General features: G+C 38.8%; 12 protein-coding genes. 7 read left to right on the top strand and 5 right to left on the bottom strand.

Annotated elements, in window-relative coordinates; genetic code table 11:
* Positions 1-20: 20 nt before the first annotated feature.
* From ribH to ytxJ, 3 genes are all read left to right on the top strand, one after another.
* Entirely contained in the window at positions 21-515 is a 495-nt protein-coding gene (gene ribH, locus ABD930_RS14225; protein WP_345232400.1) for a 6,7-dimethyl-8-ribityllumazine synthase, read from the top strand.
* A 305-nt stretch (positions 516-820) separates the two neighbouring features.
* Complete coding sequence (locus ABD930_RS14230; protein ID WP_345232401.1) at positions 821-1,582, top strand: hypothetical protein; 762 nt, start codon at positions 821-823, stop codon at positions 1,580-1,582.
* 19 nt (positions 1,583-1,601) lie between these two features.
* On the top strand, positions 1,602-1,934 hold the full coding sequence (ytxJ, locus tag ABD930_RS14235; RefSeq protein ID WP_345232402.1) for a bacillithiol system redox-active protein YtxJ: 333 nt from the start codon (positions 1,602-1,604) through the stop codon (positions 1,932-1,934).
* On the opposite strand, the gene ABD930_RS14240 is transcribed toward ytxJ, so the two are convergent.
* Positions 1,915-2,331 (bottom strand): OsmC family protein, encoded by a 417-nt coding sequence (locus ABD930_RS14240; protein ID WP_345232403.1) that lies wholly within the window; start codon positions 2,329-2,331, stop codon positions 1,915-1,917. The two genes, ytxJ and ABD930_RS14240, sit on opposite strands and share 20 nt — an antisense overlap.
* A 104-nt stretch (positions 2,332-2,435) precedes the next feature.
* Between ABD930_RS14240 and lipA the strand changes: the two genes are divergently transcribed.
* Positions 2,436-3,317 carry a lipoyl synthase gene (gene lipA, locus ABD930_RS14245; RefSeq protein ID WP_345232404.1) on the top strand — a complete coding sequence of 294 codons (882 nt, stop codon included), beginning with the start codon at positions 2,436-2,438 and terminating at the stop codon, positions 3,315-3,317.
* A gap of 130 nt (positions 3,318-3,447) precedes the next feature.
* On the opposite strand, the gene ABD930_RS14250 is transcribed toward lipA, so the two are convergent.
* Positions 3,448-4,941 (bottom strand): NAD(P)H-hydrate dehydratase, encoded by a 1,494-nt coding sequence (locus ABD930_RS14250; RefSeq protein WP_345232405.1) that lies wholly within the window; start codon positions 4,939-4,941, stop codon positions 3,448-3,450.
* A 320-nt stretch (positions 4,942-5,261) separates the two neighbouring features.
* On the opposite strand from ABD930_RS14250, the gene ABD930_RS14255 reads away from it, so the two are divergent.
* Positions 5,262-5,756 carry a cation:proton antiporter regulatory subunit gene (locus tag ABD930_RS14255; protein ID WP_345232406.1) on the top strand — a complete coding sequence of 165 codons (495 nt, stop codon included), beginning with the start codon at positions 5,262-5,264 and terminating at the stop codon, positions 5,754-5,756.
* A gap of 26 nt (positions 5,757-5,782) precedes the next feature.
* On the top strand, positions 5,783-7,057 hold the full coding sequence (locus ABD930_RS14260) for a cation:proton antiporter (RefSeq protein WP_345232407.1): 1,275 nt from the start codon (positions 5,783-5,785) through the stop codon (positions 7,055-7,057).
* A gap of 53 nt (positions 7,058-7,110) precedes the next feature.
* Here ABD930_RS14260 and ABD930_RS14265 read toward each other — a convergent pair whose 3' ends face one another.
* The 3 genes from ABD930_RS14265 to ABD930_RS14275 form a co-directional block, all read right to left on the bottom strand.
* A complete protein-coding gene (locus ABD930_RS14265; RefSeq protein WP_345232408.1) occupies positions 7,111-7,431 on the bottom strand; it encodes an iron-sulfur cluster assembly protein in 321 nt (106 codons plus the stop codon).
* Between the two features lie 19 nt (positions 7,432-7,450).
* On the bottom strand, positions 7,451-10,294 hold the full coding sequence (gene uvrA / locus ABD930_RS14270; RefSeq protein ID WP_345232409.1) for an excinuclease ABC subunit UvrA: 2,844 nt from the start codon (positions 10,292-10,294) through the stop codon (positions 7,451-7,453).
* 319 nt (positions 10,295-10,613) lie between these two features.
* A complete protein-coding gene (locus ABD930_RS14275) occupies positions 10,614-11,417 on the bottom strand; it encodes a lytic transglycosylase domain-containing protein (RefSeq protein WP_345232410.1) in 804 nt (267 codons plus the stop codon).
* A 364-nt stretch (positions 11,418-11,781) separates the two neighbouring features.
* Between ABD930_RS14275 and ABD930_RS14280 the strand changes: the two genes are divergently transcribed.
* Positions 11,782-12,948 carry a pseudouridine synthase gene (locus ABD930_RS14280; RefSeq protein WP_345232411.1) on the top strand — a complete coding sequence of 389 codons (1,167 nt, stop codon included), beginning with the start codon at positions 11,782-11,784 and terminating at the stop codon, positions 12,946-12,948.
* Positions 12,949-13,259: the final 311 nt, after the last annotated feature.

A 13,259-nucleotide genomic window follows, 5' to 3' on the forward strand; every position in this document is an offset into this window, starting at 1 on the left:
ATTGTAATCGTTTAGTATAAATGGCAACTCAATTCAAAAGTCTTTCGGATTTCTCTCATATCACTGTTGGCTCAGCTGTTGATTTAACTATTGCCATTGTTGTGGCTCAATGGAATGCACAAATAACGTCATCACTATTAGAAGGTGCATATCAATTACTGATCAAACAAGGAGCCTCGGCTGAAAATATTCAGATCATAGAAGTGCCCGGCAGCTATGAATTAAGCTCAGGAGCCGATATTATCTTACGCAATCAGCACATAGATGCCGTGATCTGTTTAGGTTGTGTTATTCAGGGAGACACGCCGCATTTCACATTTATTTGCGAAGCTGTCGCCCATGGAGTCACCCAAGTAGCACTAAAATACAATAAGCCCGTGATTTTTGGCGTTTTAACCACCAACACCTTAGAACAAGCGTTAGAACGTGCAGGAGGAATACACGGAAATAAAGGAGAAGAAGCTGCTGCTACAGCCATACAAATGGCTAATATGAGCAAAACAATAAAAGGCTAAATAACGCTTTCCAGTTCATCATTTGATAATCTTCTCTTTTTAAAGTAAGTTTACCCCGTTTTATGTAACGTCTGGCATTATGAAGAATTTAGCTGTATTAGTCACTGTGGTAATGATCGGATTACTTTACTTTCAAGGGAGTTCCCTTATGTCCGGCATACAACTCTTACCCCAAAATAAAGAGGCTTAGGTAATAAAAAGCCATAACTTATAGGTTAGCATAACCAGCAGTTTTTATCGTGTATGATGCCTGTAGCACAACTGTCTGGTAACATAAAAGTTGGATTAAATCAATAAACAAGAACATGTCTATTTCCTATAAACAGCAGATTAGATGGCGATTATTTTTTGCCTTATGTTTTAGTTTTACGTTTACTATTCCGGTATTTGCACAAACGAAAGATCAACTATTAAATTTAATCTGGCAAGGTATAGGCGATCGACAAAGCTGGGAAGAAGCCCGTTATTTCATGTTCAGTTGTCAGACAACATGGCATCAGACCGTTCCCGGAGAACATGCCTATATTTGGGATAGAAAAACTGGAAATTGCCGTTTTGAAGGCGCTACCACGCATCAAGATAAATTGGTAGTACTTTTCAATACAAGAAATAAAAAAGGAAAAGTTTTCATCAACAATAATCTTATTGCACCTAAAGATTCTGCTCAACGTTTTTTACAACCTGTATTAGATGCCTTTGCGAACGATTCCTTTTGGCTCTTCTTCCCGCAACTCTTAAAAGATTCTGCTTCGCTAAAGATAAATGGCGCAGAATTAATTGGAAGTGCACGCTATTATGTAGTTGAACTTCCCACACCCCAACAAACAACAAGAATACGACATTCAAAATTATTTATTGACACCAATACCGGCCGGATTTTTCAATGGCAGGCCTTATCCGACAATAACGAAATTTTATTCAATTTACTTACTTCCGGTTTTAAGGATGTTGGTGGCGGACTTACACTTATTTCTGCCTTCCGCGACACAAAAAGCGGTATTCAAATAAACTATCCAATTATTTCCGCTCTTATTAATGTAGAAGCTGATAAATTTTTAAAACCATAAAAGATTAACAAGACATCGTATGAAATGGATAGCATTAACATCCGTAGAAGAACTGGAACAACTAGCAAATTCAGGCACGTATGCCATTATTTTTAAACACAGTACCCGTTGTCCGGTAAGTAACATGGCTAAAAAAACATTTGAATTTGAATCAACCTTAATTCCAGAAGGAACACCTGTTTATTTCTTGGATCTGATAAAGTACCGAGAGGTGTCCAATAAAATAGCAGAAAAATGGCAAGTGAAACACGAGTCTCCTCAAATACTACTTATCAAAGGAGATGAGTGTCTTTACCATGAATCGCATAATGCTATCGAAGCAGCTAAGGTCGTTATTCATCTGCCCAATTAAAGACAATATCTTTCTTAATATCCGGATGCAAGCTTAGGTACACGGGACAAGATACAGCGGCCTTCTGAAGCAAAATTCTTTCATGCTCACTATAGATAGCCCCTTTTGGAAAATGAAAGGCAACATGAATTTCGGCAACCTTCCGCGGATTAGCTTGCATGATTTTAGTGGTATTTGCTTCCACCTTCCCAAAAGCAATTCCATGCGCGCGCGCAGCAATTCCCATGATAGTTAGCATACAACTGGTTAACGATACCGCAAGTAAGTCCGTAGGTGAAAAAGCTTCTCCTTTTCCCTGATTGTCTGTAGGAGCGTCAGTAATGATTTTTGTTTGCGATTGAATATGGGTTATTTCTGTTCTCAAATCCCCTAAATAAACGGTTTCTGCTGTTGCCATTTGAACGTGTAATTAATATAATATGTGTTGCTTTAGTGTCAATATCGAATAGACCTTTGCACTAATCCGTAGCTAAAATAAAAATTATTAATTACTTTTGTTGTATGATTGAACTACCTGTAATCCCTGCCAATCAATTGCAACGCAAACCCGATTGGTTACGTGTCAAATTACCTGTTGGAAAAGAATACAAACATGTAAGGGGCTTGGTTGATGAGCACAAATTACACACGATCTGTGAAAGTGGTAACTGCCCCAATATGGGAGAATGCTGGGGAGCAGGAACGGCTACATTTATGATTTTGGGCAATATTTGTACCCGTTCATGTTCTTTCTGCGCAGTGGCTACAGGGAGACCGAAAGCCGTCGAATTAGATGAGCCTATGCGGGTTGCTACCTCTGTAAAATTGATGCAGGTCAAACATTGCGTCATTACATCAGTTGATCGGGATGACTTAAAAGATGGTGGTTCAACTATCTGGGCAGAAACGGTAAATGCTATTCGTAGCGAAAGCCCAGAGACAACCCTTGAAACGTTGATTCCAGATTTCAGGGGAATATGGGAAAATTTAGAGCGCGTTTTAGCCGTACGTCCAGAAGTTGTTTCCCATAATTTAGAGACGGTTAGGCGGCTTACAAGAGAAGTGCGCATTCAAGCGAAATATGATCGAAGTTTGGAATGTCTACGCCGAATTTCTGCTGCGGGGCTACGTACAAAATCAGGTATTATGCTAGGTTTTGGAGAAACTGAAGCCGATGTGATTGAGGCAATGCAAGATCTTTATGATGCAGGTGTGCATATCTTGACTTTAGGGCAATATCTACAACCTACCAAAGCACATCATCCCGTGATCGAATGGATTACCCCAGAACAATTTAAACATTATCAGCAAATTGGTCTAAAGATGGGATTCAAATATGTAGAAAGCGGACCTTTGGTACGTTCTTCTTATCATGCAGAAAAACATTTATTTGATATGCAATAATTTTTTTGAACTTTTCAAAGTACACCGACTAACTTAAAGCCTTAGCCATCTCGGTTGGTGACGTTACAATGAAAGAAATCTATCCATTCCCCTTTACAGTAATAACGTTCACGAAAAAACTAAGGCATTGCTAAATATTTCCCATCACCTTGGAAATGTTTTGGATCAATACATTTGCTGGAACAACCGCCATCCCTGTTTCAGCTAATAAATCTCCCGATTTACCATGAAGGTAACAGCCCAAAATAGCAGCCTCTTCGGCTCGATATCCCTGCGCTAAGAGGGCAACCAACATACCCGTAAGCGCATCCCCCATACCTCCACTTGCCATGGCTGGGTTACCGGTAAAATTGACGAGGATCCGACCATTAGGTAAGGCAATAAAGGTATATTGATTTTTCAGCACGATAATCAGTTTGCGTTGCTGGGCTTCCTCCCGAGCTTTCACTACCCGATCATACCAATAACTATGCTCGCCGAACAATCGATCAAACTCCTTCATATGCGGCGTAAGTATACTGTCCGGTGGCAAACGATCAAATAACTGCTGATTCTCCGCTAACACATTTAGCGCGTCAGCATCGATAACCATAGGCATAGCAGGTTTCGCCAAAAGACGCTTCATCAATTCACTGATTTCTTGGCTCTTTCCCAGCCCGGGACCAACGGCCATAGCTGTATATTGCTTAAGAGGTTGATGAAAAAGTGCTTCCCTTGATATGGCCATAACTTCAGGTAAACGTGTATTTAAAGCCGTTAAACCAGTTTTTGGAATGCAGGCACTAGTTAGTCCAGAACCAGTATACAGACAAGCCTCTGCACAAAGCAAAGCCGCCCCCATCGTATCTTCACTCCCAGCAATCAATAAACTATGTCCATAAGTTCCTTTATGGCTAAAGGGACGTCTTTCTTTGTATATGGCGCGAGCATCATTGGATGTTATTTCGTAAAAATCGCTTGCTTGTCTGGCAATAAAATCTTCATTCAGTCCAATATCAACCACATGAAAGCGCTTCATAAAATAGGCTGATTCCGGAAAAAGAAAGTTGATCTTAGGTCGTTGAAATGAGATAACCTCGTGGGCGAACAAAGCAGTCATTGATCTCATTAAATGACCATCGGCTGGCATGCCAGTCGGTATATCTACAGCAATTACCTTTTTCTTCGCTTGGTTTAAGTGCTGAACTACCTTTAACCAAGAGCCAGAAAGGGGTTTGTTTAATCCCGAACCTAGCATAGCATCAATGATAAGGCTTTGTTCTATCATAGGCAATTCATCTTCTTGAGCAAATGATTGAATGCTGATAGGTAAGGTCTCTATACGTGCTAAATTGGTTTTAAAGTCGGCCGACTGTCGCTCATTGTAATGTATAATCCAAATGTGAAGAGCCGAAAACCCTTCTTCATAAAGCTGGCGCGCAATAGCCAAACCATCTCCCCCATTATTGCCTGCTCCACAGCAAATAAGTATAGATTGATCTTTTTTAATCAGCGATAAAGCCAACGATCGTTCTATAAAAGCATGCGCAGCACGTTCCATCAGATCAATAGAAGCTATAGGTTCGTGTGCGATCGTATACGCATCTGCCTCCCGCATTTGAGAAGCCGTTAATAAATTCTGCATAGCGAAAGTTAATAAAAAAAGACTTATTTCTTCCTCATATTGTACAAGTACATTTTAAAAGAAGATTTATTTTAATCACGCGCTATTTGGCAAGGGCTCTTCATTCAGCTTAAAATATCACCTAGGAAATTTGCGATTTGCAAGTTGATGTATTAGCGTTGTAACAAATTTCCAAGCGAAAGTTTTTTTAACATGATCAGTCTATTTCATGTTAAATGCGGTTTCTCGGTTTAGCCGATATGAAACCCAAACCTAAGATAATTTTAGTACCTTTGTAATTCATTTGTGAATGTATTTAGCATATTTAAACTGAGGATAAAATGTCTATCGTTAGGGAAAGTGACTTACCTGGTATAGGTAAAAAATACCAAATTGAAACCGGAGCAGGAGACAATATGGTGGTGGTTATCCACGATGATGGTAATCGCGAATTATACCGTTTGGACGACGAAGAAAATGAGACAAAATGTGTCATGACGTTAAACGATGAGGAATCCCGCCAAGTTGCAGGTATCATCGGTGGTTTGTCCTACAAACCTAAAGCGCTTGAGACAATGGAATTAGCGGTAAATGACCTCGTCATTGAATGGTATAAAGTAGAAGACAAAACCGTCATTAACCAACAAACGATTGGTCAATTAGGTGTACGACAGAAAACCGGCGCTTCCATAATTGCGGCGATAAAAAACGAAGACAGCACCATTAATCCAGGTCCTGATTATTTAATAACACCTGGCACCACACTGGTCATTGCCGGAAAACGTAGTAACATCAAAGCATTAAAAGAGTTATTACGTAGCTATCAAGTTGTTTAACATAAATATAAAACCAATGTGATTGTATGCATACACAAACCCTAATACTAGAAATAGGAATTGCTGTTGGACTAGTAGCTCTAGTTGGTATATTAGCCAATAAACTCCGATTTTCTGTCATACCGTTCTTTATTTTGATCGGCATGGCTTTAGGCGAACATGCACCACAAATTGGTTTGATAGATTTACAATTTACGGAAAGTAAACCCTTTATTGATTTTATGGGCAGATTAGGGGTTCTCTTTCTACTTTTCTATTTGGGTCTAGAATTTTCTGTAGGCCGTTTAATTAAATCCGGAAAATCAATTGTTTCTGGGGGCACGGTATATGTCTTGCTCAATTTCTGTTCTGGGCTACTGGTAGGCTGGCTCATGGACTTACCTTTTGCAGAAATGATGATTTTATGCGGAATTATGACCAGCTCATCAACAGCAATTGTTGCCAAAGTATTAACTGATTTAAAAAGAACAGCCAACCCGGAAACGGAAGTTATTATGGGCATGATCATGTTTGACGATTTGTTCATTGCCATGCATATTTCCTTCTTGTCAGGGTTAGTATTAACAGGCGGGGGATCTTTTTGGACAGTTGCCAGTACCTCCTTATTGGCGTTGGCTTTTATATTGCTTTTCCTAATATTGGGAAGAAAGCTCGTTCCTTATATAGATAAGGTGCTGAATATAAAATCATCTGAAATATTTATCCTCATTATTTTCGCTTTGTTATTTTTAGTAGCCGGTTTTTCAGAAACGATCCATGTAGCGGAAGCGATTGGTGCACTTATGGCTGGATTAGTATTAGCTGATTCACAATATATTAAACGTATCGAGCAATTGGTATCGCCTTATAAAGACTATTTTGGAGCAATGTTTTTTTTCAGTTTTGGCTTATCTATCGATCCTTTCTCCTTAAGTGGCGCCGTAATGTGGGGAGCCATCGCCGCGTTAGTGACTATTATAGGAAATCTTGCTTCTGGATATTTTGCTGCTCGTTTTGCAGGCTTAAAGAAAAAAACCTCATTCGATATTGGATTCACGCTTTCGGCACGTGGAGAATTCTCGATCATCATGGCCAATATTGGTAAAGCAGGTGGACTAAATCCAATTATTCAATCATTTGTTGTCGTTTATGTACTGATTTTGGCTATTATTGCTCCTATTCTGACCAAAGAATCGAGGAATATTTGGCATGGAATTTTTGGAGGGGGACTTTATGCAAAAGATAGACAACCAACGAAAACCTTAGAGGCATTAGAAGCTAAAAGTACTGAAAATATGACTGTCGAAAAGGACAGGCCATAAGTAAGTTTTAGATAATAAGTAAAATGGCACTTTTCATGCATTAGCAGAAGGGCTTACATAAATCCCAATTCTAAACGAGCCTCATCACTCATCATACTTTTATCCCATTTGGGATCAAAGGTAAGCTCCACCAAGGCATTCTTTACGCCTTCTATCTGGGATACTTTTTGCTGCACTTCGTCTAATAATTCTCCGGCAACAGGACAAGCCGGTGCAGTCAACGTCATCACAACTTTCGCTGTACCATCTTCCTTGGTAATAATCTCATAAATCAATCCCAATTCGCAGATATTTACCGGTATCTCTGGGTCAAAAACGGTTTCTAATGTCGCTTTTATTTGATCTGCTATGCCTAATTTATCCAATACAATCATAACCTATACTATTTAAGTATTATCCAACAGCTTGTGAAAGCTCTGCTTTTAAGAATCTAGCCGTTTCACTAGTACTATTTTCTGCCATGTCTTCCGGAGTTCCGCTGAATAAAATATTTCCTCCAGCTGCCCCACCCTCCGGTCCTAAATCAATAATCCAATCAGCCACCTTAATGACATCCAAATTGTGTTCAATGACCAATACCGTATTTCCACGGTCTACCAATCTATTTAGCACACCTAATAATACATTTACATCTTCAAAGTGTAATCCGGTAGTCGGTTCATCTAATATATAAAACGTATTACCTGTATCCTTTTTAGAAAGCTCTGTAGCCAGCTTAACCCGCTGGGCCTCTCCACCAGACAGCGTTACAGAAGATTGTCCTAATGTAATATAGCCTAAACCTACATCCTGAAGCGTTTTAATTTTTCTATAAATTGCTGGAATGGATTCAAAGAAAGGAACCGCTTCATCAATACTCATATCCAGCACATCGCTAATAGATTTACCTTTATACCTCACTTCAAGTGTTTCCCTATTATACCTTTTCCCATTGCAAGCTTCACAAGGGACCTGCACGTCAGGTAAAAAATTCATTTCGATCACTTTCATTCCCGCACCTTGGCAAACTTCGCATCGCCCTCCTTTAACATTAAATGAAAATCTACCCGGCTTATATCCTCTGATTTTAGCCTCCGGAAGCTGAACAAATAAGCTACGAATATCGGAGAACACACCTGTATAGGTTGAAGGATTAGAACGTGGTGTCCTGCCAATAGGAGTCTGATCAATTTCGATTACTTTATCCAAATGTTCCAAACCCGTTATTTTTTTATAAGGCATGGGCGTTTTTTTTGCTCTAAAAAAGTGATGATTCAATATAGGATAAAGCGTCTCCGTTATTAAAGTCGATTTTCCACTTCCCGATACACCGGTAATTGCGATCAACTTTCCTAAAGGAAAGCTAACCGTTAGATTCTTTAAATTATTCCCTTGTGCACCGCTTAACGTGAGGTGAAAGCCATTTCCATCTCTTCGAACCTGAGGCACGCGAATTTCTTTAGTTCCATTAAGATATGCCGCAGTAAGCGTTTTGGCTTGCCTAATCTGTTCCGGTTTACCTTGTGCTACCACTAAACCACCGTTAAGCCCTGCTGCAGGCCCCATATCAACAACATAATCGGATTGTAAAATCATATCCTTATCATGCTCTACCACTAAAATGGAGTTACCAATGTCGCGTAAGTCTTTAAGCGCCTGAATCAAGCGCTCGTTATCCCGTTGATGAAGTCCAATACTTGGTTCGTCTAAGATATACAATACATTAACCAATTGGGAACCTATTTGTGTAGCCAATCTGATCCGTTGTGCTTCTCCCCCTGATAAGGTTCTCGCGGTACGATCTAACGTCAGATAACCAAGCCCTACATCCAATAAAAAGTTTAGCCGGCTAATGATTTCTTTCAAAATTTCTTCGGCAATTACTTTTTGCCGTTCATTCAATCGCTCTCTTAAATTGGAAAACCATGTAACCAGTGAAAAAATATCCATGCTTGCTAGATCATAGATATTTTTATCGGCCACTCTAAAGTGTAATGACTCTTTTTTTAACCGCGCACCTTCACATACCGGACATTTTTTCATCACCCGAAACAGTTCCGCATCATCTCCTTTTCGTTCCGTCTGCTCTTCCAACAATTTAAAAATACCGTCAAAGGTTATTTTATATTCTTTAACATTCCATTTATTATAGGTAACAGGTACCGTTATAAGATCTGGAGCGCCATTGAGTAACAAATCCAATTGTTCAGCAGATAATTTATTCAACGGATCTGCTAATGAAAAATTATATTTTTTAGCAACCGCTTTTAATTGCTGAAAAGTCCAATTGTCTTTATACTCTCCTAAGGGAGCTAAACCTCCCTTAATAATGCTCAATTTTGGATCTGGAATAACCGAATCTTTATCTATTTCAAAAACATAACCTAATCCATCACACTTTTCACAAGCGCCATAAGGCGAATTAAACGAAAATGTATTTGGCTGTGGTTCATCATAAGAGATGCCGCTAGCGGGATCCATTAAATAGCGACTAAAGAAATATTCTTTATTTGCCGCATCGCTCAGCTTAATGATACCTTTTGCCGCTTTCATTGCCTGTTGAATGGATGTCTGCAGACGCTTCGTGTCTTTCTCCGTAACGACCAATCGATCAATGACCATTTCAATATCATGAATCTTATACCGATCAACCTGCATTTTGGGCACGACGTCCATTATTTCTCCATCTACTCTAACTTTGACAAAACCCTGTTTGCGAATTTGTTCAAACAATTCTCGATAATGACCTTTACGGCCTTTAACAAGTGGAGCTAATATATTCACAGGTTGTCCTGCAAACTGTTCCAGTATACGTGAAACAATCTGATCTTCAGACATGCGCTCCATTTTTTTACCGGTAACATAAGAATACGCTTCTCCAATGCGTGCATATAACAATCGTAGAAAATCATAAACCTCCGTAATCGTCCCCACTGTGGAACGCGGGTTCTTACTCGTTGTTTTTTGCTCAATAGCGATAACAGGACTTAATCCGGCGATCTTGTCAACATCCGGTCGCTCCATTCCTCCCATAAATTGCCGGCTATAAGCACTAAAGGTCTCCATATATCTGCGTTGGCCTTCTGCATAAATGGTATCAAAGGCCAAAGAAGATTTTCCACTTCCACTTAAACCGGTTATCACAACTAATTCATTTCTTGGTATCGTAAGATCAATGTTTTTTAAATTATGTACGCGGGCTCCAAATACTTCAAGTTCGCTCTGTTCTCCTAAATCAGGTGTATGCCTACTACTCATATATTTAATAAAAAAATAAAAAATGGAATAAATTTGGATTGCCTTAACTAGATAACATAAACCTTTCTATTTTGGTTTCCCATGTTATCCAAATATGAGCTCTTCTTATCCAAGAAAGGGCTTTCTTTAACAAAACAACTGATCTTGCACGTAACACATTAGAACAGCTAAAGTCTGTTACAAACTTAAGGAATTTGCCTTGATATACAATGCAAAAAGACCACAAGTTTGCTTTCTTTTAAGCCGGATTTATTGCTAGACAGTCATGAGCTCTTGTAGATTCTTGGTGAATACCATTAGGGATAGGTATAAGCCCTTCTTATAGTTTATTGGCACTTTCGTCAGCATCCAGGTTTTCTAAGGCTAACTTAGTATCTTGTTTTTCACCCTTATAACCGTATATAGATGGGTTCTCAATGATCTCCTTCGTCGAAATAAGCTTGTACACGTAATTTGCTGTTTCTTTATTTAGTTTAAGCTTATAATAATCTTCCTGATTTTGATTGCGAATGGATTTTCTGAGGCTACCTCCTCCAGTATTGTAAGCAGCAGCGACTAACGTCCAGTTATTAAAATCAGCATACAAAACTTTTAAATACTTACAGGCAGCTATAGTAGATTTTTTAACATCTAGCCGATCATCAACTTCTGAACCGACCACTAATCCAAAGGCCTTAGCGGTTGCGGGCATGAACTGCCATAGACCAGCAGCTCCACGGTGAGAATTACCTTGAATTAAACCACTTTCTACCAAAGGCAGGTATTTAAAATCTTCGGGAATACCATATTGCTTCAAAATAGGTTCAATAATAGGGAACCAAGCTTTAGCATTCTTGTGGAGCTTATGGGTTTTAAGCCTTTCAAAAGAATGCGCCTTCAACGAACGTGCAACTTTTTGTTCTATCCGCTTATCTCCTATCGGGAGATATTCATTTGCAAAATTCAAGCTTTCAAAAAGCTTACTTTTTTTGCTCTTATTATTTGTTTTATTTGTTGCACTTATTGTACTTGTTGGAATGGTATTTTTAACCTGATGTTTAACAGGTGTACTGTATAAAAACATCTTTGAAAGAACCAAGGTTACCAAAACCACCATGCACGTACATAGGTGTTTTTTTATCATGCTTTACCTTTCTGTTTTGGTTATGCAAAAAAGTGCAGCAAATATAAAAATTATTGAGCTATTTTCCAAATAGTTACAGAAACACTCAACGCAAAGCATCCCTTTGCAGTTAATTGCTGGTTATTACGCCTAAATCAAGATCGCAGACAATACAGCTGTTTTACAGCATCCACTCTTTGAAAATAGCTCAATCAAAATTTACATTATACAGCGAGAACATCACTGTCTCTGTAACTATCCCGTCTTCATCAATACCTTCATTTATAAGGGATATCTATCTCATTCTATTGTTAAAATTCCGTTCTACTTAATATTTATCCCATAAATTTAAGTACTTTTGTCTCCTTATATTTTACGTAAAATTATGCCATTAAGGAACAATAGGAATAGTCGAGATGACAAATCCTTCAAACAACAACGCCCTTACTCCGAAAATAAAAAATCGAATAGAGCAACTAAAAGTGATTGGAATTCGGATAGAGCAGGTCGTTCATTTTCGAATAAAAACGCCTTTTCCAAGAGCGGAACAAATAAAAAAGAATGGAACGACAGCCAAGAAGAGCAAACATTTGCTGACAAGCGAAAAGAACAAAAAAGAACTTACCAAGATAAACCCTTTAACAAAAAATTTTCTGGAGATAAAAAAACAAGGGCAAGTTTCAATCAAGCTTCCAACAAAAAATTTAATCGTGAAAATAACATATCTGAATCTGAGGAAAGAAACAGGCCTAGATCTTATACCAAATTCAGCAAACCAAATCATCCTTATCATAAGCAGCGAGGAAATGCTTTCGCAAAAGATAGAGAGGATGATGGTTTAATTCGCTTAAATCGTTATATAGCTAACTCAGGTGTCTGCTCTCGGAGAAAAGCTGATGAACTTATTTTAGCGGGTGTGGTTACGGTGAATGGTGTAGTAGTCACGGAATTAGGAAGTAAAGTAGACCCTGTAAAAGATGAAGTTCGTTATAATGGCGAAAAGTTGAAGCGTGAAAAAATGATTTACGTGTTGCTTAATAAACCAAAAGATTATATTACGACGACAGAAGATCCTCAAGAAAGACGCACAGTAATGCATTTGGTAGAAAAGGCCTCTAAAGAGCGTATTTATCCCGTTGGACGTTTAGATCGTAACACAACAGGTTTATTATTATTAACCAATGACGGAAACTTAGCCGAAAAACTCTCCCATCCCAGAAATCATATCATGAAAATCTACCATGTGGAATTATCTAAAAATTTAACACAAGGGGATTTTAATAAGATAAGCTATGGCCTAGAACTGGAGGATGGATTTATTAAGCCTGACGACATTAGTTATATTCAGGGAGCAAGTAAAAAAGAGGTAGGCATACAAATTCATAGTGGTAAAAACAGAATCGTTAGACGAATTTTTGAATCTTTAGGATACGATGTTGTTAAATTAGACCGTGTAATATATGCCAATTTGAGCAAAAAAGATTTACCTAGAGGGCGTTGGCGATATTTAGAAGAAAAAGAAATTATTCAACTTAAGCATTTTATAAAATAAGTTAATAACAACGATGAAATTGAACAGGGAGGCCGAATAAGCTTCCCTTTTTTATTGATAGAAAACTTCACCATACCGATATTCCTGATGTAGACTACGGGGCAATCACCCAGGGGTGGGAGAAGGTCTACATGGCCTCCTTGATGGATTTCTTTGAAGGAGAATGAACGGGGGGCTTTGCACGCCGGCCCTTAGGGCTCATGGGGATACTCCTCCAAATAGAACGAGGCCCCTACTGACTTGCAGCGGGGCCTCGGTATAAGGTAAGGCACCGACCTACTCTCCCACGTGTTACCGCAGTACCATCGGCT

The sequence above is a fragment of the Olivibacter ginsenosidimutans genome, from assembly GCF_039542865.1.
GTDB lineage: Bacteria > Bacteroidota > Bacteroidia > Sphingobacteriales > Sphingobacteriaceae > Olivibacter > Olivibacter ginsenosidimutans.